Raw genomic sequence first — 22,505 nt, forward strand, 5'->3', positions numbered from 1 at the left:
AGTTTGTGTTGGCTTCGAGGATACGCTATCTCTAACTCTCCTCGACGGCCGATGCCATGAGAAGTCGCGCCATGATGATTTTACGGCCGGCTCAAGCCGCCCTGCCCAGCCTCACATCCTTTGACCAAGAGACCGGTAGTAACGGTATTGGCTCGAGCCTGCCGGATGCTCGAAGTGAAAGCAACCCGCGAAATTCTCGATCGCTTGCATGACCCCTTTCAGGGCCGGGGCCGTGAACGCATGGGTCTGCCCCGTCGCCCAATGCGAGAGGTAATTGCTCACGATGGTTGCCACCGAGGTTCCGAGGCCGGCGAGTTGGGCAGGCTCCAGGACCAGGCGGCCAGCCGCTTCGTGGAGATCGACGGCTGCCCTGATGGCGTCTATCAGGTTTTTCGCCATGTGCTTGTCGTCGTTGAAGGCAATGCCGATAGGCACCGGAATGCCGACTTTGGAGATGATCTCCTCGAGCTTGAACTCGAGGTACTGCCTGATACGGGGAGCGGCATCATCGGTGTTGCCGGTATCCAGAAAGGCGTGAGTCGCATCGCGGATCTTATGGATTGCGCCCGACTGTGGCAGCACCGATGTTCGTGCCGTGCCCTGAATGCACTGATGCCACCAGCCGCCCTCGTTGGCATTTGTGTTGAACAGCTTCTCGAGGACAGTGTCGTGGCTGAGAAGGATGACCTGTGGGCCATCGGGGACGCCGGGCCGGGCGAATTGTTCCTTGAACACGTTCATCAGGTGGAACTGGTGTCCGGAATCAAAGCTCGATGTGACGTCATCGAGAATCAGAAACTTGGCGCCCCCACCATAGAGCGAAGCGGCCGCCAAATAGACGCTGATCGCGAAGGCGTTGCGATAGCTTTCGGAGAGAACGGCTTGGGCTGAGACGTCCGGCAGCGTCCAGAACTGAGCAAGCGAGATGGAAAGATCCTCGCTGCCGGCGCGCTTCCTCAGGGCCGGCACGACATCGGTGTACATGATCGCTGCGAAGATATTTCGGCTGACGGGTTCGATCGCAGCGAGCCGACGCGCACTTGCCGCGGATTCGGCGCTTGCGAAGCAGGAGCTGGCTGTGTCAAGGAAGCTCTTGACCCGGGCAATTCGCGCAAGGTCTGCAGTGATGGCGGACTGCTCTCTCCGCGCGGCGCGCAGGTCCGACAAATTGCTCTGAAGACGGCGTGCGGCTTCAGCCTTTTCCACCACAGCCGTGAGCTTGTCGGGAAGGCCCTTCTCCAGGGTAAGTTTCCTGTCGGACAACTCTTTGACATTGGCGAGCGCGCGCTTCGTGAGCATCTTCAGCCATTCGGCGAGCGCGCGTGCGCGCGCCCCGTCCAGCGTCCCCTTCAGTCCGACGTCCTTTGCATCGGAGAGCTGGGCCGGCTCATCTTCCTGGCGGCCCAACCGTTCCAGCTCGTCAAGCTGATTCCAGCCTTGTTCGGTCCACTCTCGAGCCAGATTGGCAGAAGCAGTCTCCACGGCCTCAAACGCCGCGATTTTGTCGCGAACGTGATCGAGAATCGAACCGGGAGCGGATTGATCACATGTCGGGCAGAGACACTTGTCAGCCCAACTGTCATCCTCAAGGATGGTTTCGCTGAGACCGTAGAGCTGACGAAACAGATCTCCTTGCGTAAGTCTTAAGGCGGCGTCGCGAGCATCGGCCAGGTCCACGAGGCGCTTGGCATGCTGTTCGCTTGGCGCGGCTTTCACGGCCTCTGACCACCTCGCCTCGTCGCGCAGGATTTTCGCGAGTTCTGTCCTTGCCTCACCTCCCTCGGCAGCTTTCGCTGCATCGACGCAACTTGAAGGATCGATCTCCTCGAACCTCCGCCCCTCGCAGAGGGGTTTGAGCAGTTCGATGCCACTGAGGGCGGAATGCGCCTTCGCGAGCATCGTCGCCTCGGCTTCGGCCGGATCGTATTCGTCGCCGACGAGCGCCGTGAAGGCCTCCTTGATATTGCCTCGGGCCCGCTGGACGGATACGGCCGCACTATTTTGCTTGGCTTCCTTGCCGGCGACACCGAAGTGATTGTTGAATGCCCTCGTGTTTGTCAGCGAGGCCAACCCTTGCCGCAGCGACGAGTAACGCTTCAGGCCCAGCAGCCCCGCGAACGACCGCCCGCGCTTCTGCGGCGCAAGATCGATAAAGTCCTGAAATGTCTTTCCATCGAGAAGGACGAACTCGCGATTGAGGTCGGCCAGGATCGCATTTCCGTCTGCTCCTGCACTAGCCGCAACGGTTCGCCCGCCGGCGGCATCGCGCCGGACGGTCACATCGACCTCGGCGCCGCCGCCGGCAGGCATAAGGGTCAGGGTGATCGTTCCCACACCACCCGCATGGAAGCGGTTCAGATAGTAAGACGAGCCCTTTTCGGCCGCGGGCAGATCATCGAGCTTGGGAATTCGGCCGGTGATCGCGTAGACCACCGCATCAAAGATCGATGTCTTTCCTACCCCGTTGGGCGCGGAGATGGAGTTGACGCAATCCGTCTTGAGTTTGAGGACGAGAGGGGCACCCTCGTTGTTGATGCCGCGAAAGCCTTCGATAGAGACCTTCTGGAGATACCAGCCGCTCATTGTGCAGGGCCTTGCTCGGAGGCGGTCTGCTGGGATTCGACAGGCATCGTCGCTGCATACAACGCGTCCAGGAGTGCATCGTGATCGAGCGCGATGTCCAGGCTGAGGCTTGACAGTGCCCCCGACAGGACGTCTGCCATGGGATCGTCGATCCGCTTGAGCGCGGTCGAGAGCGCCGAGATGTTTTCATCAACGGTTCTGCTGTCATCGATTTCGAACGGAATTTCAGTATTCGTCACTATGCTCCCCCAAACACATAATCGTCCGTCGTCGTCACTCAATGCGGCAACGCAAATGATCGTCTTGCTACTGCTTTCGTGCACGCACGTGGTACGGATTCGGCCTCACATTCAACACGGCTAACGCGTTATCCACCTCGCAGACAGCGCGCCCTTGGTACGTTCCGTACAGAACTGATTCTGAGCGACCTCCTCCGCCGTGCGAGTAGGTTTCTTAGCGCCGCCGCGTCGCAATTCTGTCAAATGCGACAGTCGGCCGAGAGCACGGCGCTGCAACCTTTGAACCGGAAGCGGCGAGCCCTTGCTCACGGGACGACGCCCCATTGTGTTCTCCCTTCCGGCCGATGAGCCCGCGGGCCGATGACGTCATGCTCGTCGGGCTAATGGCCCGCCGCTTCCTGCGCCGAGCCCGCAAGACCGGATAGCAAGCACCTCTCCGGGAGAGCCGAGTTACTTTCCAGCCCTGACAATCTCGACTTCGAGCTTGCGCGCGCCGGACTTGAGCTCCAGGAAGATAGGCCTGCAGAATCCACTCGGCGCTTCGAGCATCATCTGTTCGCCGGTGGATCTGGTCCCCTGGAAAACATATCGTCCCTGTGCCGATTCCAGGGGGCGCTTTGCTGAATTCGCCATCAAGTACCCGTAATTCTTGTCGTAGCAACCGCGGACGCTGGCATTCAGGTCAGGCAATTTTCCAGCACAGGTGAATTGCCAGGCGATCTCATCGCCAGACCGCGGCTGATAGCTCGAGCCGTCGTCCGCCTGTAGCGTGGTTTGGATGGACGTGTCCTCTCCGAACATGACCGAGAAGCGCCCCCCGTTGGGGTCTTGACGCACGGCCAGTCTTGCCGATCCCCCCGAGACGATCCGCCTCAGCGAGACGACCAGATGCTCGATAGCCTCGTCGCGGGCAGGCGCCATCACAAGTACAAGCGCGGCCTGCTGGTCGAGCTCAGCCCGCAGGATCCCGGCGAATCTTTGCCGCTCCGCAAGGGAGCTCGGATATCCGGCACGTCCCAGATAATCCGTCCAGACGTCTCCGAGAGTCTTGCCACCGGGATAGTCCGCGCGGTCAAATGCGTTTGGCCCGAAATCCGAGATAAATTTTTCTCGGGCCGCGGACATCGCCGCTGATAGCCGCTGCGCAAGCTCGACCTTGGACGGTTGGGACCGGACCGCAGGATCAGCTGACTGTGCAAAGACGGGGAGCTCAATCGAAAGGAAGATCGCGCCTGCCAAGCCTAGACAGCAGAGAGCGCTCTTTAGCAGAGAGACGCAAAGAATTTTCAAGCAAGCCTCCTAAACATCTTAACTCGGACCACAACCTATGATTTGATATATGGAAATCGCATCCAATTTGCACTTTGCAAAAGCATACCGCAACCATTACTTGCAAACTCTATGATCGAAGAAATTGGCGCCTTTCTAAATGCCATACCCGCGGCGGCGGCGAGCCCTCTCGCCCTTATCGCGTACCTGGCAACGGTCCTCGCCTGGACGCTGATTGCGTGGCGGGTGAAACGCTTCCAGATCCTGATGGACAAGATCGAGAAGCTGAAAGAAGGAGATCGCCTGGAGGCGATACGTATCGAAACTGGCCGCGTCGTGCCGAAGGGAATGACCGCGGAGCAGTATCTCCGCTCGCGTATTCATTTCTTCATATTCGCGGGCTTCCTTGCCCTCTGCGCCACAGCGGTTTTCGTTGCCTCCATGGCTCTCATTCGTGTGTACGAGCAGAAGGCTCGTGCGGACGGGTACATCAACGAAATACTCGGTCAGCCGTCCTCGTCCACACTCGAGGCCCCCTCACCTTACAAGAGTGCGATCAACACACTTGGCAATGGCCGAAGCATGATAGTGGAGGGGCAGGCCGAGATAAGACCCCCGCTCTCGAAGGCAGATCTCGATCGAATTGTTGCCGAGTGGCAGCTCCAGCATCTGTCGCCGGATCAAATCAACGACCGGTTCGCAGAAGTGGCGGGAACGGCGCGGCTGAAACGGGCCAATCAGAAGCTGGGCGAGGTCACAGGCAGGATAGAGGCGATCTATGAGAAGCTCGCCAATTGCTTCCGAGCAGCGGAATGCAGGCCCGGCGATCAATTCCCCAGAATGTGCAATGCAGTCAAAGGCATCCTCGCTACCATCGACCAGATCAATGCGGCCGCGCTTGCGATTTCGGGCGTGAATTTCAACGCCTCCGGGACGATTGCGACACTCGGTGGCGGATCAATGGACATTGATTTTACCAAGCTGGCCGCGCCAAACGTAACCTATCTGGGGACCGTGGTCTGTGATCGACGTTAGCTCGATTGATCGCGCCTCTCGATTGGAACAAGGCTCGACAAGGCCTGTAATTTCGTCCTCTTACGAGGGTTGAGGCATCGATGCAAAAAATGGCCGTCATTGGTCTCAGCCTGCTGGCGCTCTTTGGCCGCGCACCGGCGGTCGCCGCAGATTTGTCGACCGCAATTGCGTCGATGACAGAGCCTGTACGAAGCGCCTACACGTTCCTGCATGAGAATCCCGAGCTGGGGAAGAAGGAGTTCAAGGCCCAGGTGTATCTTCTGGATGCGCTGAAGGGATTTGGCTTCACGGAGTTTATCGTCTCGACCGAAGCGCCGACGGCCGTGATCGCAATTCTTGATAGCGGCAGGCCGGGACCAGTTATTGCACTGCGAGCTGAGATGGATGCCCGCCCGCTCGAGCTCAACGCGGTCGAGCCAATGTCTCACACCCCGCGCTCACGGATCGACGGCTTGATGCATAATTGTGGTCACGACATCCACGCATCGATCTTGCTCGGCACCGCTGCCATTCTGATCGCCAACAAGAACCGTATTTCAGGAAAGATCGTCTTCTTGTTTCAACCGGCCGAGGAAACCCCGGGCGGCGCCGATGACATTGTCCACGAGAAGATTCTCGAACGCCTCGGGGTCAAGGCAATCTTCGCCGAACATGTCGCTCCGGGCATGCCGATAGGGACCATCGCCATCGCACCAGGTTTTGCCCTGGCCGGAAGCAACTACTTTCATCTCAAAATCAAGGGGACGGGCTCGCACGCGGCGGCGCCCAATGAAGGCAGCGATACACCGCTCGTCGCCGCGCGCATGGCGGTCGAGCTGTCTGAGTATCCGGCCCGTCACCTTGATATCGCTAACAAGCCTGTCATCATTTCGGTCACACGACTCCTCGCCGATGGCAATGCAGGCAATGTTATCCCCGCGGAGGCCGATGTCAGCGGCACCATCCGCAGCTTCGAGAATATCGCACAGGGCGAGAACGGCGAGTCCTCACTCAAGGACAAGCTCGATCAGCTTGTCTCGCGAATGGCAGCGGAGGCGACTGTAAATTACGACTGGACGATCCGAGCGGGTGCGCCGGCGACACGAAACGACCCTGCGCTGTTCGAGCAGATCATCCCGCCTCTCGCACGGGCATGGCCCGGGGCGCTGGAGACCCATCCTGGGCGCGGCATGTTCTCGGAGGATTTCTCATATTATACGGACGTCATGCCCGCGCTGTACTTTTCCATCGGCGTCACCAAGGGCGGACATGGACTGGCCGGAGTCCATACAAAGGAGTTTGATGCGCACCCCGATGTCTTCGCTCAAGGCCTTCGTCTCATGACGACGTTGGCCGTCATTGGGACCACTGGGAAGATGGATTGGCAATAGCCAAATAACCCGCGCCATCGTCGCTCTCATTGCCCCGTTCCCGGGCACCCTCTTAACCGCACAGAGTGGTGGTCGGGACGACCATAGTCGCGGATGTCGCCTTATCGCTCCTCGGCCCAGGCTGCATCGGCCGGCATACTCATGACGGTGGCCCCTTTTCCGAGTGCCCCGGCGAGGAGCTCCGCATCCCTTCGCGGGGGATCGACGCCGTACGGCCGAGACGCAAAGCGGCTCGGTCCACGAGAGCCCGGTGCGGCGGCAGCCGCGCGCGCTCCGGCCGAGCAACTCCGCCACAACTTGAATCAGCGGATCTAGATTTCCTCGCGCGCATTGGTCTGCGCGTCATAGATCCTGATCTGCAGCATGGGAAAACGCTTCTTTAGCTCTTCGCCACCTGCCCTGGCGCCGTCTTTGGTTGTAAATTCAGCTTTGAGCCGGCCGTCCACTTCAAGCGCGTAACCAGATGCCAGCAATTCACGGGTGGCAGCAACCATTTCATTCCCATTGTGCAGTGAGGTGATCGGGAATGATGGGTAGCGTGAGTCGCCCAAACCGCGCCAGAGCCACCGGCCCAAGTTCGGTGATCGGCCAATGCACGTTGTGGACTGGTGCCTCGCAGGAATCGCATCAAGGATGGGCATTTGCATCGTCCGAACAGGTGGACGGCTTTCCACTTGCGCGGATGCATGCAGACGCGGGCGTGCGGATCAGCGCGGTCCTGCATCCAGCCGTGGTACTCGCTGCCGCCATCGGCTCCTCCTGTCGGATTTGATGACAAACCAACGCAGCAGAGGATTCACGGGTTCCGGAACGATTCACCTGTGTCAGTTTGAATCAGCTGTTGCGTGGAGTGCTTCAGTGGCGTTTCAGCGTAAAAGACCCGCGGCAATCGGCGTGAAGGCGCCGTTGCCCGGCTTCATCGAACCGGCCTTGGCAACCTCGATCGAGACGGTGCCGTCCGGCACGCGGTGGATTCAGTACCTGCTCCCGTGGATCAATCCACGACGAGCCTTCAGTGATTGGTTCCTGCTTCATTCGCTCTCTCCTCGGCTATTCAAGGAGGGGGCAATTCCTCATGGCACCGAGGGGGCAGTTTTCCATGGCGCGCGACAGGCATGGCTTTCAGCCGGCACCAGACATTCCCACATCTTTCGCCGCACAAGCCGTTAGGATGAACCGAGGCGAAGAAAGCGGAGGCGCGATGCAAGTCGATCGAATGGGACGATTGCGTGGATCGCTTGGCCAGCGGATGGGATCGCGCGGCGACAGGCGTTGGAAGGAGGCGAGACCCAAGGGCCCGGCTCCTCTACTTCCGTCGGCGCCCGAACTATCCCGTTGATATTTATTATATAATTGATTTTGCTATGGTCTTTATTGCTATATGTCGGGTTTTTGCCTATATTGATGTCGGGTTTTTGCAAGGAGGCCCGATATGCCGCGCAAGCTGACCTTACGTCAAAAGATCGAGCATCGAATCGCCCGGAAGGAAGGCGAAGACGTGTTTCTCACGCGCGAGTTCAAGAAGCTCGGTGGCGAGGATCAGGTGCTGCGCACCCTGCGTACGCTGGTCGATGAAGGTCAGTTGGTGCGGCTCGGCTACGGCATCTATGGCCGTGCGCGACCATCCAGCTTGAGCGGCAAAGCCGTCCTGAGCAGCCGTGAAGGTTTCTTGGGTGTCGCGCAGCAAGCGCTTGATAAGCTCGGCGTCGAATGGGAGCCAACGGAGGCGCAGCGCGCCTACAATGAAGGCCGCTCGACGCAAGTCCCTATCAATCCGGTCGTGCGCGTCAAAGGCCGTTTCTCCCGGCATTTGCGCTATCGCAACGCGGAGTTGGTCCTTGAGCGGTAAACCAACGCTCGACGAACTGGTCGATGTGCAGGATCACTTTGGCTTGCCGAGCGCAGGGCTTGTCGAGAAAGACTGGCACGTGGCCCAGGCATTGGCGGCGATTGCTGCGCTCGACACGGGTAATCTCCGCCTTGTGTTCGGTGGCGGCACAGCGTTGAGCCGGGCCTACAAGCTGACAAAGCGGATGTCGGAAGACATTGACCTCAAGATCGTCAGCGACAGCAAGCCCTCGTCGAACACGCTTCGCAAGCTCCGTAAGAGCGTCACCGAGGCGTTGCTCGGCGCGGGTTTCGTGTTCGATCCCGCTAACGAAGAGCACCGCCGCGTGATGTATGGCGGCGAATACACGAAATACATGCTTCCCTATGAAGCGCTCGCGCAAGGCGGCGGGCTCCGCCCCGGCGGCGTGCAGATCGAGCTTTCGCTCTGGCCGCTGCGGCAGCCTGCGATCGATAAGCCGATCGCGTCTTTCTACGCCGAGGCTAACGGGCTTGCCCCTGAGGTTGCCTCGATCCCGTGCTCATCCGTGCTGGAAACGGCTGCGGAAAAGCTCACGGGCCTCACATGGCGTGCAGGGTCGGAACTTGCCGGTTTGCGCAAGGATCGCGACCCGACCTTGGTGCGGCACATCTATGATTTGCACATGACGCGCCAGGCGTATGACGGCAAGGAAGTCGCCGCGCTCGCGCGCGAGGTGATGAAGGACGATGCCGCGACGCGTGGCAAAAGTTTCCCGGCCTATCAGAAGGACCCTCTCGCCGAGACACTCCGCGCCATTGAAGGCATCCCGAAAGACAAGGTGTTTATCGACGGTTACGCCACCTTCCAGCGCGACATGGTCTATGGCGACAAACCGGATTTCGCCACCGCCATGACATCTCTTGACGCACTTGCCGGGCATCTGAAGGCGTCATGATCTGATGGGCTCCGTGCCGTTTACGCGTCCAACCCTCATCGCCGCCGTCGCGTTTTTGGATACGAGCCTGTCGCAAGCTGCATTCAATCACATGGTGCTGCGCCTCGGACTCGACGAAGAGATTCCGTCTGACACGTCGATCAGCGTGTCGAAAAAAGCCGACAGACTGGGCCGCATCCTCGTGCAGCGGCGTGATGATCTCCTCGATACGCTGGAGGGTCGAATGTCCTTGGCGGAGGCGGTGGTTCGTGAAGCGGTCAAGCCGATGCGCGTGGCGTCCCTTCACCCGAACGAGATCGCCTTCGCGCGTGGGTTGGCCCGCGACGGTTATGTGGTGGAGTTCGACGACCAAAGAGTGCCGCATCTGCGCAAGGCGCTGCCGGAAGAGCTTGGGCTTCCGGAAGTCGATGACGAGGTGCATCAACTCTTGAAGCATTTTAGTTTCGTTGAGCCGCTTGGCCATCTCGACCAGGGGATTGAGGCGCATGCGCGTGGGGATTGGGCGGCGGCCAATGCGCAGTTCCGCACTTTCCTTGAAGGCTTGTTCGATGAAATCGCGCGGTATTGCGATGGGGCGGACAAGACAGACGTATTAACCTCCGAGAACCGCCGCGCGCTGCTGGCGAAGATTGGCTTTCTTGCCAAGGATCGCAACGAGTGGACGGATGACGGCAAGAACTACATCAACGGCCTATTCAAGATGCTGCACACCGATGGCTCGCATCCGGGGTTATCAGACGAGGATCACAGCACCTTCCGCCTTCATGTGGTGCTGGTGACGGGTCGCACCTTTCTGCGGCGCCTTCGCTATCAACAATAGGAACAGCGACGTGGCGTTGCCCGTCGCCGCGCCGGTTTCAGACCACTTCCTTTTCCGCTTCAAGCTGGGCGGATCTAGCGGGCGTACGCAAGATCACAGGCAACCAGCTCTTGCCGTGGAGTCATGATGGCCCCCTTACGCGTCGATGCGCCCGAGGCGCCGGGCCTCGTCGGCGTATCCGGAAAGGGTTTTATGCGCGGTGAAGAAGAGATCGCGCTCGATGGTCAAGCCACCGGGGCCGCGCAATTCTTCAAGCTCGCTGATGCGGACGTTTCCGAGTTCGGGACATTCCATGCCGAGATCGCAGAGGCCGAAAGCGATGTCCGGGTCTTCGGGGTCAAGTTCGGTGAGGAGCCATGTCGCCGCACCCCATGGGCAGAACAGCTTGACAGCGGGGTTGAAGTCGATGGTTTCTTCGCGTCTCGCGTTGGCCTGGCCGTTGGTGAGCAGGATGTTGTGGATTTCGTCGGTGATCAATTTCATTCTTGCCTCCTTGCTTTCTGGTTGCAGCTGCTGCTGCAACCCTGCCCTCGTGGCGAGCAGGCAGTAGGCAAGTGCAAGGAGGCTCCGAACGCGGAGCGCCGAGGGTCCACACGAGGGCCCCGCCCTTGCGGGAGACGTGTGGAGGCGGCGCGGAGCGTTTGGATGCCTTGCGCGCGCCAAGGGCGCAGCCCCTTAGTAACAGGAAGAAGCGACATGAGCGGCGTGGCCGCTCCCCTTATTCGCGCGAGCGTGATCGAAGCCGAATGGCCGAGACGCCTATGCGGCTCGGTTTACGAGAGCACCGGTGCGGCGAATCCGCATGCGCCCAGTCGGAAACACAACGAGATATCCTTCGAACGGTTTCTTGGCACGCTCAAGGAATTACTAAGCTGCGCCCGTTTTCGTGATTCAAGGCATTTCAGATACCTGATCACGCAAAGATCCTTGCTCTCATTGCCGGCAGCGAGGACGTCGATAAGCTGCGTACCTGGATTGCGAATGCGCGGAAGGAAACGGTTCGTCGCCCCGCACAAAGTCACGCCGCGCCGGCAGAAATCAGCAACGATGGGTGGCTCTCTCGATGCGTGAGCCGATCTGTTGTCCTGGTGCTGGGCAACTTTAATACGTGTCAGCGAATAAAATCGTGGAAAGACTGCTAATTGGGGTCCAGAGACCGTGTCCGCGACTGACATAGGACTGGCAGAGTCCGACAATTTTGTTGGCGCTTCCCAATCGAACCAACTCACGAGCAATTTCAGAGCGCCCTGCGAGCGCAGGTGCGCTGTAGCCGGAACTCGACAGAATTAGACCACCGTTGGCCCGCCTTGACAGCACCACCTCGAAGAAACGTTCCAGCACGCCGGGCCCCGGTCTTGAAGGGGCACCCCAATGCTTGATCTCCACAAGATAAGCTTCTTGCTGACCGGCTTCGTCGCAGCTTAGCTCCAGATCGAAGCCTCCATCACGTCCAGGCCGCGTAACCAATACGCCAAACCCCAATCCTGACAACACCTCGCCGAGCAATCGCTCAAGATCACGCCACTCGACCTGCGCTAGGTAATCTGGCGTTCGGACGATCTCTTGCGCCAAGGCGTGCAACATGGAACGCAGTGCACGTTCAACCGATGTGCGCGGAAGACTCTCCTCATCCGGAGGCGTCTCCTCATCCGCCAAATATCTTTTGAGCCGAGGGGCGCCGCCCTTGGCTGGCCAATGGATGCGGCCATCCACATCCGCCGCCTCTGCTTGTTCTAGAGTGAACTTCCAGCGTCGGCCCGGCGGCGGAGCGTGTCCTCTCCACTCGTACTGACGATTGTGCCGCACACCAAGGTAAGTGAGAGGCGCAGCGAAGTAAGCTCCGCGCGGATCGTTATCGGGGTTGCCGTAGCGGTCGGGACTGAAGGACGGCTTACGTCCTATTGTCCGAGGGGTTTGGACACTCACACTTATCCTCGCGAGTAAGCTAGGTCACAGGCCGTGGCTTGGGTCTTCATCGATATTTTTCTTCAGTCGCTCTTTGGACGGCGCCTGATAACATTTTGGCATTCATGATCACCTCCGCAAAGTAGTCCTCGTCAATATCGAGTTCCTCATTGATCTTCCCCCGCGCCTTGCGGCCCGCCTTGTCGAGGTAGAGCTGATTGATCAGGCCGCCGTTGTGGATCAACAAATCGCGAGAAGCCTTCATTTCAACGTAGATTGCGACAAGATCCGGCTTGAGTTGGATCGAAAGCACCTCCGCCGCTTTCGCCAGATAGTCCGATGGTTTCCCGAACATCAAATCCTGGCACCGCAGGGCGATATAGGCTTCCAGCAAATCGTCACGATCCTCGTGCTGGAGATAGAGGTCCAGCGGGATACCAGACTTTCCGCCGATGATGGAGAGCTTTTCAGGATACTTCTTTACGACCTCAAACATGCAATCCTGAATGAAAGCTTCGATCCGCGAGATGATGGATATGAGGTGGGTGTCGAAGATGCCTCGGCCATGCTGCGCGAGAAAGAGCGCTCCCACGTCTTCGTCCCGGCGCTCGCTGATTACTGTGTCCCCCTTCTTCGGAACAGGATATTCTCGTTTCCGTTTCGACTTGCTCGCGACCAGCGCGTCGCCTTTTTCTTTCAGCATTGGGCGTGTCAACGTCGTGAAAATCCACGCGTCGTTGAGGAACCGATTGAGCCTGAGGTGATGCCGATAGATCGCTTGTGAAACTTTAGCGTTGCGTGCCACGGGGTAGTCTCCAAAGAGTCGCGCTTGCGACCTACGCGCGCAGCAGGGAAAGCGTCGTGACCCAGGCTTTGAGGTTCTTTTCAGCGAGCGGTCTATCCGTGAGCGGCTTCTCGTGATGAGCAACATACATATTCCGGAAATCGTTCAGCTCTGTGATCCTCATCAAATGCCCCTTTGCGTTAGAAATAACAAAGGCTTCTCGCACGCCCTCAAAGACGCCTTTCAAAGGGGGCTTACCCTGAACCGCGTGATCAAGGCACGAGCGTGCCAGGCCGATCGCAGAGTGGACCGAGCCATAGACCAGCGCGCGTTTGAGAGAAGCCGCCATATTCTGGAAATGCCGAACTTCACGATGAGGAACTGCTGAGAGGTCCGGCTCAAACCAGCGCTGCTGGTCAAGACGATTGATCGGCACCTTGGGTTGAAGCAACTTGATGATGAAGGTCTTTGCAGCTTCATCGACTGAACCAAGCAGCGTGTTGAACACTGGCGCAAGGCTCGTTGTATCAGTCTTCTTCTCCAAATACCGATACAGTTCCAGGGCGTCTTCCGCGGCCTTTTTGGCCCGGGGTCCAAGTTTGGCCAAGGTCGCCGCACCAAAGAAGTTCTCGGCGTCATGACCTTCCCTAGGCCCAAACAACGGCAATTCTGGCTCGCGGCTGGTTTCGCTAAGCAGATTCTGCAACGCGGGCGCGCACGCACGAACAAGATCAGCAAACTTGTCGGTAGCAAGCCCCTCCATCACGTTTTGTGGGATAAAAACATACTCCCATTTGGTCTTGCTGCGCGATGCCGTCTTGCACCACTCGATCGCAGCCATGGCCTTCTTCGGCACATCGCGATCCTGGCGACCCTTCGTCTCGACCAGATAAAGTGTGCCATCATCGCCGCGTACGAAGAAATCCGGCGTGTAGAAAGCAAGCCGCTGGTCGATCGTTAGATAGTCGATGCGAACCGCTTGCGGCCCCGCGTTCTTTGCAAAAGCTGCGACGTCCCGCGCGACATCGACGAACTTCGCGAGCGCGACTTCGAGCGAGCGGTTGCAGGGAACAAGATTGAACAGGGTGCGGCCGGCCTTCATTGCCGGACGCTGCTCCGAGAAGGTCGCCTGGTAGGGTTTCCAGTGGCGCACCGTCTCTGCCTCTCTCGCAAGTCGGCGCTTCTCGGTCTTGACAGTGCGTGCACGGATAAGGGGTACGAAGACCGCCCGAATGTGTTCTCGCACATCGGGATCTGAAAGCCGCGCGACCAAACGCGGGTCGACAAGCGACACCTTCTCCCCAAACAAAATCTCGCCGAGGAACGTCTGCAAAAGCGGCGCGAGGATCGAATGGGTGCTTTGCACTTTGCAGGCCGCCTCCAGCTCACGCACATAAAAGGAGATCGCCGTAAGGCCGTTCCGAAGAAGCGGGAGGCTGACGCGCATCTCCTCGACCACCTCATCCGTGATGAGGTGACGACCTTCGTATTTGACTTCGGTTGCCCCCTTGCTGCCAAGCGGCAGCGACTTGTACTCGCGGGACTTTTCTCGCACGTTTTCAATGGTAAGGCCTTCCAGCTTGGGCTGGATCTCGTGTGCAGCGGAGAGGACCGGTAGGACGATGTCGAGCTTGTCGAAATTCTTGGCATCGTCCGGAAAGATGGTGACCGTCGTGGCGGGGACTTTTTCCGCGTCGATAATCTCGATCGGCAAGCCTTCCTGTTCGAGCTCCTGCTCGTAAAGGCTTGCAAAAGCCGGATGCTCGATAACGATTACCAGCTCGTTTGCCTGGCCGGGCGGTGTCATGCGGCGAAGGCCGCGGCCGAGCGTCTGCTCGGGCAGGATATTGGCGGAAGAACTGAATGCGCGAAGCGGAACAATCGTTGTGACGTTTCGAACGTCCCAGCCCTCACGCAACATCAGCACCGATACGATACAGTTGTAGGGGCTCTGATTGCTGTCCAGCTCGCGGCTAATGCGGCGAATCGCTTTCAAATCCTCATCGGAGATAGCCTTCTCATCCTCGACAAAGACCTCGATCCGCTTGCCTTCCTGCTTGATGGTCTTGATCTTGCCCTTCAGGTTCGTATGAAGGTTGATTGTCTTCTGGTTCAGCCCAGCGAATATCGGATCGTTGTTTAGCCGTGCCGTGATTTGATCGGCAGCATCGGTGTTCTCGCACATAACGAACAGAAGCGGCTTCTTCTCGCTCTTCTTCCATTCGTCCTGGCTCTTGCGCCAGCGCTCATATCCAAGTCGTAGATGCGCCTCGAAGCGGTAGGCGGCGTCATCATGTGGTTGTTCGATCATCTCCTTGGTGCGGCCAAGAACCGGCGTCTTGACGATGCCCGCGTCAACGGCTTCGCCCAATGGCGTATCGCAAACCACATGCGGGAAAATCTGGCCGTTATTGTTCTTGGGTGTCGCGGAAAAATCGAGCTGCGATATCACGCCATCGCCGCCCAGCTCCTTCATCACGTCGTGAAGGGAGCGGATTGCTTGGTTCCATGCCGAGCCTGGGTCCCACACGTGATGCGCTTCATCATTTAGCACCATCACGCGGCGATGCACTGCGATGCGGTCGCGGAGTTCTGCGGCCGTCTCCAATGCCTTTGACTTTAAAACGGCGGGTCCGGCCCAATCGTATTCGTCGCTTTCGCCGCCGCCAGAGCGGCCATCAAACAGGCGGTGAATGTTCGTCAGGTAAAGACCGCCGCCAGTCGCTGCGCCACTGGCCTCGTCTTGCAAGACGACCGAGAAATTCCAGTCGCCGCGCCATTCGGAAGGAATGAGCGGATCAGCAAGGAAGATATCGCGACCGCCCGCTTCGGGACGGAAATCCTGCTTCAGCCGTTCGAATACTGTGAGGTTGGGCGCGATCACCACGAAGTGTCGCGCCATCTCGGAATCCGTCTCGCGCAAAGCGTGGAAGTAGCTCCACACGATCGCAAGGCTCATGCATTTTGTCTTGCCGGCACCCGTAGCAAGCTTGAAGGCGTAGCGCGCCCACTCATCGTCCTCCGGCCGGACGCCTAGGGCTTCCGTCTCACCGCTCGGGCCGCCATACTCAAATAACAACGAAGAGAGATTGTGGAGCCGCCTGATCTCGAGGAGATAGATGAAAGTTTCGATCGCCTCCCGCTGGCAGAAATAGTACCGGAACTCGAAATCGTCCCCGGCGCCCGTCGCAATACGATGGGGGCGCTCAAACCAGTACGCCAACAACTCCCGCGTGGTATCGCTCGCGCCTGGGTAATGGAGATCACGCCACTCCTTGACAGCCGCGCGTAGCGGATTCACCAGCCGGATGGGCGAAGGCCGCCGATAAGTCTTGATCTCGGGCGGCGCGCCTGGGCTGGACCCGCGCACGCGGTGCCGGTTCGGCTCATCCCATGGCGCAAAAAGGGGTTGCAGCGCAGCCGCGTTGATAACCGGCGTACTCTGATCAATCATACCTCCACCTCGACCGTAATGCTTGTGTCGCACCCGAAGACGTCAACTACCTTGACGCAGGCAACATATTTTCCCGGCTTTGAATAAACGTGCCCCGCGTCGCTCACCGTCTTGAGCGCGCGGTCCCTGCGCGTGCGGAACTCTTGCCAATGGTGATTGAACGGCCGGTTAGGCCTCCAGTCGAAATCAATGGCCCAGAAGTCGATGAAATCGAAGCCGCTCTCAAGAGCGCGCTCTTGTAGGGCCTCCAACTCCTTGCTCGGCACCTCGGAAAGCGACGGAAGGAAGTTCAAGAGCTTAATATCGACCTTGCGCTCCCTGCCTTCCTTGCGGACAACAGCCGCGGCCTCCAGCACCGCAACTTCGAAGAAGGGCGGCACCTCAGCGCGGTTTTTTTCCATGATCTCGCGAGGAATGCGGCTCAACCGAAGCTTTACGCCCGTTTCGGCTTCTACAGCCGCTGTCACCTGCCGGATGTCCATTTCGAAGTCCCATGCGAGGACATAGACCTCGCGACCACCGGCAGCCGCGACCGCCTGAGCAACCGCCTTGACTTCGGGGCGCGTGAAAATGCTATCGATGCCATCGACATGCACGAACGCCGTACCCTTGCGGCCATGAAGAAGAGGGGACGGCGCGGAGCCGAGTGTCTCGGCCTTGAAGAACTTCAGGACGATTGCGCGATGCTGGTCGTCGGCGCCGTTTAGCGCCTCCTTCTGCCACCACTGGCGTTCATAGCGGCCCAGATTGTAGAGATCGAACGAACGGTAGGGTTTGCCGGCTTCATGGAGATCACGCTGAATTCCGATCAGCCGTTTCCTTGTCGTATGGATCGAAAACCGCCCAAGATCGCAGGCAATCCAACGCCGCCCCAGCTTCTCTGCGACGGCCGCTGTCGTGCCGGAGCCGCAGAAGAAGTCGGCAACGATATCACCTTCGTTTGAGGAGGACTTTATTATCCGTTCTAGGAGCGCCTCTGGCTTCTGCGTGTCATAACCGGTGTCCTCATAAGCCTGCGAATTCACTGGCGGAATATCCGCCCACACCGACTGCAACGCAACTCCTTCTGACTCATCTAGATACCGCTTATATTCCGGAACTCCATTCTTCGTGTAAATCAAGCGACCGGCATCATGCAGGTCTTGCATCTTTTCCTTGGTCCAGCGCCACGTGCGAAGGTGACCCTTCCACTCGTACGTCAAATTTGGACGATCGGGATTTTGGTTTAAGCAATTATCCTTGCGAAAGCGCCGTCCGTCCGCGTCCTGAAATCTGTACTTATCAGCGACATACTTCTCATTGAGTGGCTCGTACTGCTGGTTCCAGATTGGAGATTCGCCTTTTGAGAAGAACAATATCGAGTCATGTGTCGCGGGGTAGTGGCGACCATGGCTCCGTGACGCGACGCGTTTCCAAATAATTTCCCGCTGTTCGCGTTCTTGTCCAAACACATCAGCCATCATCGCACGAACAAGGTGATTTACGTTGGGACCGATATGAACGTAAATGCTGCCTTGCTCCGACAAGAGCTGGCTGATGACCGTGAGACGCTCGTAAATGACACTGAGATAGGACGCAGCGCCTTTGCCCCACATATCCCTGTAGGCAATCATTTCGATGATGCTTTGGTCCTTTTGGACTTGTTCGCGTTCATCTCCGATCGGAATTCGCATCGAAAAATCGGCCCCGATATCGAACGGAGGATCGATGTAAACAAGCGATACCTTGCCGCGAAATTCTTCGAGTAGGGAGCCCGCGATAAGTTTGTTGTCGCCCCAGACAAGCCTGTTTCGAAAATCGTCCCGATGGGCTTTGGAAACGTCGAAAAGTGAACCCTGTTCGTCCGCGCGCGAGCGCGGCTCGTCGATCGTTTCGATCTTCTGCAAAGGCAGCGCGAGATTGCTTACGTTCACTTCGCGCCGGTTGCCGAACTCGTCGTATTTGCCTTCCCAGACCAGCTCCGTCTTCATACGCGAGAGCGGGTGGGGATTGTGGGGACCGAAACCTGTCATCGTGATACCGCTTGTACTTGTTGGTTATGCCGCGAGCGGCGTTTGTTCTTGCGCGCGCTTCATGGCGGCGCGCACATCCGCCTTATTGCCGAGCACGACGTGCTGCTCCTTCGTCGCGCGCCGTTCGGGATCGCCATCGAGATTTAAGCGCTTTAGGAAGTAATAAAGAAGCGCGAGCCTCACAGGCACCTTGATGGATTCGCCGGTCATACCGAAATCCAGGGCAACGACTCGGCGCTGACTCTTGGTGAGACCAGGGTGGGGGACAAGAACCACATCTACATGGTCGTTCCAAATCTCATCGGCATCGGCCGGAGCACCAGGCTCTGCATCGCCCTTCAACTCCAGGAAACGCGGCAGGAGAAAGTCCTTGAAGATGCGATCGAGGTGACAGAAGGCGCGAACATGCCAACGCAGGCCGTCGGACCCCAGCGCGTGCGGTGTAATCCAACGCCACATCGCTTCCGCACGAGTCAAGGATTGGTAGTGGATTTCAATCGAGCGCTTCTCGCGTATCGTAGCCAAAAGCGTCCGAAGGATTGCAGGATCGACGCGACGCCGCGGGAGCGGCATCGACTCAAATTCCGGCGAATTGTTCAGCCATGTTTGCTGCGCCGGCAGAACGCCGTCGCTGATCGATCGAAGCTGGTTGAGGTAGCTGTCGGCATCGGGCTTCAGGAATACTGGCTTGAAGCGTTTGCTCGCAAAATAGCGCTTGTGGCTGCGGTCATATTCGATGTTGTTCGGTGCAAGCTCCTGATAGCGCGATAGATCATTCGAAGCCTGCGGTACCGACACCCCGAAGTAACGGGTGATGTCGGACCGATTTAGGGCCCCTTCCCAGAAAAGCCGGAACTCGATGAATTCGAGCCTTTGCTCGACGCCCCACCTGATTCCGCTGTCGTCCGCTTTCATCCCCACTCCCGAAAATGCGTATAGAAACTATATTGACACCCGCTGAGGGTGCGTATAGTTTCTTAACCCATCGGCAGTTTGAATTCAACCCTTTTAAGGAGACTACAATGTCGAAGAACGACCGATTCGTCGTGAAGCATGGCCCCGATTGGGCCGTGAAGAAAGGCGGCGTGACCACGCCGGAGAGCGTTCATCACAAGCAAAGTGAAGCCGAACGCTCGGCCAAGCGCACGGTCCACAACCTGGGCGGCGGCGAGGTCCGTATTCAGGGCCGCGACGGCCGCTGGCGGGATTCGGACACCGTGGCGCCGGGCCACGATCCGTTCCCGCCGCGCGATCGCAAGCACTAGGGGAGCCAGTCATGCGGGGTGATGTTGACGATCAGCTCTTTGAAAGCGGTGCCGGGGTTTCGGCGCCGCCTCCGTCCACGCGCGGCGTCATCTTCCTTAGCCACGCGAGCCCGCAGCAAAACACTTTCGCCACCTGGCTCACCACCCAGCTCGCCATCGCGGGTTACGAGGTATGGTGCGATACCACCAAGCTCCTCGGGGGTGAGCGCTTCTGGTCGGACATCGAGGACGCCATCGACGCGCACGCGATCCGCTTCCTTTTCGTCTCCGAGCTCGAATCCAATCGCAAGGCTGGCACATTGCGGGAGCTACGTCTCGCCTTCGAGGCACAGGAGAAATATGGGCTTCGCGACTTCGTCGTCCCGTTGAAAATCGACGCCTTCCCGTTTGAGGCAATGCAAAAGCCCTTGGCGGATCTGAACATCGTGCGGTTCGACGAGAACTGGTCAAAGGGGCTTGCGACCCTGCTCAGGCTGTTCGAGCGAGAAAACATCCCGAAATCACCCCTCGCGGGACCTGTCAGCGTAGCGGAATGGTATGCCCGTCAGCTCGATCGCCGCCGACGGATCGTCATCAGCGACGAGGTCTGCTACACTAACTGGTTCAAGTTGCATCTGCCCGAGGAGATCAAGTTCCACGCCTTCATGGGATCGGCGGAATCCCTCGAGAAGCGCGCCACGGGTTTCCCATATCCCCACCGCGTTCATGGCACGCACCTCATCACCTTCGCCGCCGACCGGGAGATCAGGGAGCATTTTGGTTCCGACGCGCCGTTCAAGGCGGCCACGGCGGCCAAGACTGAAGCCTTCATCGAAGACGGGGATAAGACGCTTGAAATTGCCCCTTTCGATGCCACCAACATCGTCACCGACCTCGTCCGGCAGGCGTGGGAAGGCGCCCTCACCGCACTTGGCCTCGGAATGTTCGAGCTCGCAAGTGGCCTTGCCGCGCGTTTCTTCAAGAACGGCCAACTTGAAAAGAACCGCGCCTATTACCGTGCGCTCCGCGGCCGTCGCGCCTTCCGGCAGTTAGTGGGCAACAAGAGCAAGCGCACCAGGGAGGGCCAGAAGGTTCCCGACGGCTTTTGGCACTACGCGCTCTCGGCTTCACCACAGCTCCTGCCGTTTCCGCGCCTCGTGCTCAGGCACCACGTCATCTTCACCGACGATGGGATCAAGCCGTGGTCGAAGCCCGAGCGGATGCACAGGGCCCGCCGCAGCGTCTGCAAGCAGTGGTGGAACAAGGAATGGCGCGACCGGCTCTTTGCATTCACTTCCGAACTCGCCAAGGGCGGCAAGAGCTTCGCCAGCACGGTCGGCGGCGGCCAGGAATTGACCATCACCATGACGCCGATGAATTTCACCAGCCCGTGGACGTATTTCGAAGATGCCGATGACGGCCTCGACGAAACGCGTGAGATCGAACTGGTCGAGGATACCTCGCCGGAGGACGACGATGACGAAACCCCATAAGTCCCAGCCTGTGCGGCGCCTCCTTACGTTCGCGGAGCCGCGGCTCCGCTTCGGCTTCGAACAGTTGCTCGAAGACCCCAAGGACGGTCTGATGATGTTCGGGCCCCCGAAGAAGCTTCACGGCATCCATTACGGCGTCATCGGCACGCCGGACGGCATCCGCCAGTTCGAGGCGTGGGCGGCAAAACTCAAGCACGCTGTTCCGGCTGATCCCAAAATCGGCAGTTCAATCACGTATCCTGGGTTCGAGGCGGTATTCCGCACCGCGTGGGACGAGGCCCCCCGGGTCAAGATCGAGGTCGATCCCTGCGAACTGAATTTCACGGTCAAGCTGAACGATCCGCATCAGCGCGTCTATGACACCGTGGAGCTGTTCTCCAAGCCGATCATCCGCTGGGTCGAAGAGGAGGATCCCAAGGTCGCCCTCTGGTTCGTGATAGTGACCGAGGAAGTGTGGAAGCTGTGCCGGCCGCGCTCGACCATCAGCAAGGCTGAAGGTATCGCACCGAAAGTGGCGCTCTCGCACTCAAAAGCCATCGAACTCTGGGAAGAGCCCGACTTCTTCGATGAGGTCAATGTGGCCGCGGAGAAGCACTTGTTCGAAAATCATTTCCACAACCAGCTGAAGGCGAAGCTGCTCGGCTGCGAGGCCATCACCCAGCTTGTACGCCAAAGCACCATCGCCCCACACGAATACCTCAACAGCAAGGGCGAGCGTTCCCGCAAGATGCAGGACGACGCCACGGTCGCCTGGAATCTCACGACCGGCATCTATTACAAGGCGGGCGAGAAGCCGTGGACCCTTGCCGACATTCGCGACGGCGTGTGCTACATCGGCCTCGTCTTCAAGCGCACCAACAATCCGCTCGAAGCCAAGGAGGCTTGCTGCGGCGCGCAGATGTTCCTTCACACCGGCGAAGGCATCGTATTCAAGGGCGCCGTCGGCCAATGGGCTTCCGACAAGTACGGCGAATACCACCTGTCAGAGGATAAAGCCGAGGACATCGTTCGCCGTTGCGTCGAAGCCTACAAGAACCTTCACAACCGGCAGCCGCCGCGCGAGGTCTTTATCCACGGCCGGACCCGCTTCAACCGCGACGAGGTCAGGGGCTTCCGCAAGGGGGCGCCGGAAGGCACGTCCGTCACCGGAATCCAGATCCTCCGGCCGAATGACCTCAAACTCTTCCGCGAGGGCCGCAAAGCCGTGATGCGTGGCCTCGCCCTGAAGATCGACCAGCGCAATGCTTTCGTCTGGTCTGCGGGCTACGTGCCGCACCTTCTGACCTACCCTGGGCGCGAAGTGCCGACGCCCCTCAAGGTCAAGATCGTGTTCGGCGACACCAAGCTCGAGCAAGTGATTGCTGACATCCTAGCTCTCACCAAGGTCAACTTCAACACGTGCATCTTCAATGACGGGTTGCCCGTGACACTGCGCTTCGCGGACGACATCGGCGAGATTCTCACGGCGATTCCGGATGTAACCTCGAAGCCGCTCCCATTTAGGCACTACCTGTAAGAAACCCACATCGTAC

Annotated in this window: 19 protein-coding genes; 9 read left to right on the forward strand and 10 right to left on the reverse strand. The window is 58.8% G+C overall.

The genetic code is table 11. From position 1 onward, the window contains the following. Window positions 1-111: 111 nt before the first annotated feature. The 3 genes from AC0L3S_RS18640 to AC0L3S_RS18650 form a co-directional block, all read right to left on the reverse strand. Window positions 112-2,583, reverse strand: a complete 2,472-nt coding sequence (locus AC0L3S_RS18640) for an AAA family ATPase (RefSeq protein ID WP_259219287.1) — start codon at window positions 2,581-2,583, stop codon at window positions 112-114. Further along, entirely contained in the window at window positions 2,580-2,822 is a 243-nt protein-coding gene (locus AC0L3S_RS18645; RefSeq protein WP_259219286.1) for a hypothetical protein, read from the reverse strand. The genes AC0L3S_RS18640 and AC0L3S_RS18645 overlap by 4 nt, the downstream gene beginning before the upstream one ends. 450 nt (window positions 2,823-3,272) lie before the next feature. After that, entirely contained in the window at window positions 3,273-4,112 is an 840-nt protein-coding gene (locus tag AC0L3S_RS18650) for a hypothetical protein (RefSeq protein ID WP_259219285.1), read from the reverse strand. 111 nt (window positions 4,113-4,223) lie between these two features. Here AC0L3S_RS18650 and AC0L3S_RS18655 point away from each other — a divergent pair, with 111 nt between their 5' ends. Both AC0L3S_RS18655 and AC0L3S_RS18660 read left to right on the forward strand, forming a co-directional pair. Continuing rightward, on the forward strand, window positions 4,224-5,126 hold the full coding sequence (locus AC0L3S_RS18655; protein WP_259219284.1) for a hypothetical protein: 903 nt from the start codon (window positions 4,224-4,226) through the stop codon (window positions 5,124-5,126). 80 nt (window positions 5,127-5,206) lie between these two features. Continuing rightward, a complete protein-coding gene (locus AC0L3S_RS18660) occupies window positions 5,207-6,496 on the forward strand; it encodes a M20 metallopeptidase family protein (RefSeq protein WP_259219283.1) in 1,290 nt (429 codons plus the stop codon). A 311-nt stretch (window positions 6,497-6,807) separates the two neighbouring features. Here the strand turns inward: AC0L3S_RS18660 and AC0L3S_RS18665 are convergent, their stop codons facing one another. Beyond that, window positions 6,808-6,990: a hypothetical protein gene (locus AC0L3S_RS18665; protein WP_259219282.1), complete on the reverse strand. Its 183-nt coding sequence runs from the start codon at window positions 6,988-6,990 to the stop codon at window positions 6,808-6,810. A 938-nt stretch (window positions 6,991-7,928) separates the two neighbouring features. On the opposite strand from AC0L3S_RS18665, the gene AC0L3S_RS18670 reads away from it, so the two are divergent. The 3 genes from AC0L3S_RS18670 to AC0L3S_RS18680 are packed head-to-tail and all read left to right on the forward strand — an operon-like array spanning window position 7,929 to window position 10,081. Beyond that, window positions 7,929-8,345 carry a DUF6088 family protein gene (locus AC0L3S_RS18670; RefSeq protein ID WP_259219281.1) on the forward strand — a complete coding sequence of 139 codons (417 nt, stop codon included), beginning with the start codon at window positions 7,929-7,931 and terminating at the stop codon, window positions 8,343-8,345. Next, window positions 8,335-9,261, forward strand: a complete 927-nt coding sequence (locus tag AC0L3S_RS18675; RefSeq protein WP_456652743.1) for a nucleotidyl transferase AbiEii/AbiGii toxin family protein — start codon at window positions 8,335-8,337, stop codon at window positions 9,259-9,261. The genes AC0L3S_RS18670 and AC0L3S_RS18675 overlap by 11 nt, the downstream gene beginning before the upstream one ends. A 4-nt stretch (window positions 9,262-9,265) precedes the next feature. Then, window positions 9,266-10,081 (forward strand): hypothetical protein, encoded by an 816-nt coding sequence (locus AC0L3S_RS18680; RefSeq protein WP_259219278.1) that lies wholly within the window; start codon window positions 9,266-9,268, stop codon window positions 10,079-10,081. Window positions 10,082-10,216: 135 nt separating this feature from the next. Here the strand turns inward: AC0L3S_RS18680 and AC0L3S_RS18685 are convergent, their stop codons facing one another. After that, complete coding sequence (locus AC0L3S_RS18685) at window positions 10,217-10,564, reverse strand: DUF2958 domain-containing protein (RefSeq protein WP_259219277.1); 348 nt, start codon at window positions 10,562-10,564, stop codon at window positions 10,217-10,219. Window positions 10,565-10,777: 213 nt separating this feature from the next. Here AC0L3S_RS18685 and AC0L3S_RS18690 point away from each other — a divergent pair, with 213 nt between their 5' ends. After that, a complete protein-coding gene (locus tag AC0L3S_RS18690) occupies window positions 10,778-11,152 on the forward strand; it encodes a hypothetical protein (RefSeq protein ID WP_259219276.1) in 375 nt (124 codons plus the stop codon). A gap of 30 nt (window positions 11,153-11,182) precedes the next feature. Here the strand turns inward: AC0L3S_RS18690 and AC0L3S_RS18695 are convergent, their stop codons facing one another. The 5 genes from AC0L3S_RS18695 to AC0L3S_RS18715 all read right to left on the reverse strand — a co-directional run bounded on the left by AC0L3S_RS18695 (window position 11,183) and on the right by AC0L3S_RS18715 (window position 19,151). Then, the gene (locus AC0L3S_RS18695) at window positions 11,183-11,794 is read right to left on the reverse strand and encodes a restriction endonuclease (RefSeq protein WP_259219275.1); all 612 of its coding nucleotides are present in this window, start codon (window positions 11,792-11,794) and stop codon (window positions 11,183-11,185) included. Window positions 11,795-12,053: 259 nt separating this feature from the next. Then, window positions 12,054-12,791 (reverse strand): hypothetical protein, encoded by a 738-nt coding sequence (locus AC0L3S_RS18700; RefSeq protein ID WP_259219274.1) that lies wholly within the window; start codon window positions 12,789-12,791, stop codon window positions 12,054-12,056. Between the two features lie 31 nt (window positions 12,792-12,822). Then, a complete protein-coding gene (locus tag AC0L3S_RS18705) occupies window positions 12,823-16,224 on the reverse strand; it encodes a DEAD/DEAH box helicase family protein (protein ID WP_259219273.1) in 3,402 nt (1,133 codons plus the stop codon). Next, window positions 16,221-18,194: a DNA methyltransferase gene (locus AC0L3S_RS18710; protein ID WP_473280335.1), complete on the reverse strand. Its 1,974-nt coding sequence runs from the start codon at window positions 18,192-18,194 to the stop codon at window positions 16,221-16,223. The genes AC0L3S_RS18705 and AC0L3S_RS18710 overlap by 4 nt, the downstream gene beginning before the upstream one ends. A gap of 66 nt (window positions 18,195-18,260) precedes the next feature. Further along, window positions 18,261-19,151 (reverse strand): BrxR family helix-turn-helix transcriptional regulator, encoded by an 891-nt coding sequence (locus tag AC0L3S_RS18715; RefSeq protein WP_259219271.1) that lies wholly within the window; start codon window positions 19,149-19,151, stop codon window positions 18,261-18,263. A gap of 107 nt (window positions 19,152-19,258) precedes the next feature. On the opposite strand from AC0L3S_RS18715, the gene AC0L3S_RS18720 reads away from it, so the two are divergent. From AC0L3S_RS18720 to AC0L3S_RS18730, 3 genes are read left to right on the forward strand one after another with little or no spacing between them, the layout of a single operon-like run. Continuing rightward, window positions 19,259-19,501: a DUF2188 domain-containing protein gene (locus AC0L3S_RS18720; RefSeq protein WP_259219270.1), complete on the forward strand. Its 243-nt coding sequence runs from the start codon at window positions 19,259-19,261 to the stop codon at window positions 19,499-19,501. An 11-nt stretch (window positions 19,502-19,512) separates the two neighbouring features. Continuing rightward, window positions 19,513-20,973 carry a toll/interleukin-1 receptor domain-containing protein gene (locus tag AC0L3S_RS18725; RefSeq protein ID WP_259219268.1) on the forward strand — a complete coding sequence of 487 codons (1,461 nt, stop codon included), beginning with the start codon at window positions 19,513-19,515 and terminating at the stop codon, window positions 20,971-20,973. Then, on the forward strand, window positions 20,957-22,489 hold the full coding sequence (locus AC0L3S_RS18730) for an argonaute/piwi family protein (protein WP_259219267.1): 1,533 nt from the start codon (window positions 20,957-20,959) through the stop codon (window positions 22,487-22,489). The genes AC0L3S_RS18725 and AC0L3S_RS18730 overlap by 17 nt, the downstream gene beginning before the upstream one ends. Window positions 22,490-22,505: the final 16 nt, after the last annotated feature.

Source organism: Bradyrhizobium sp. Ken01 (assembly GCF_055807355.1).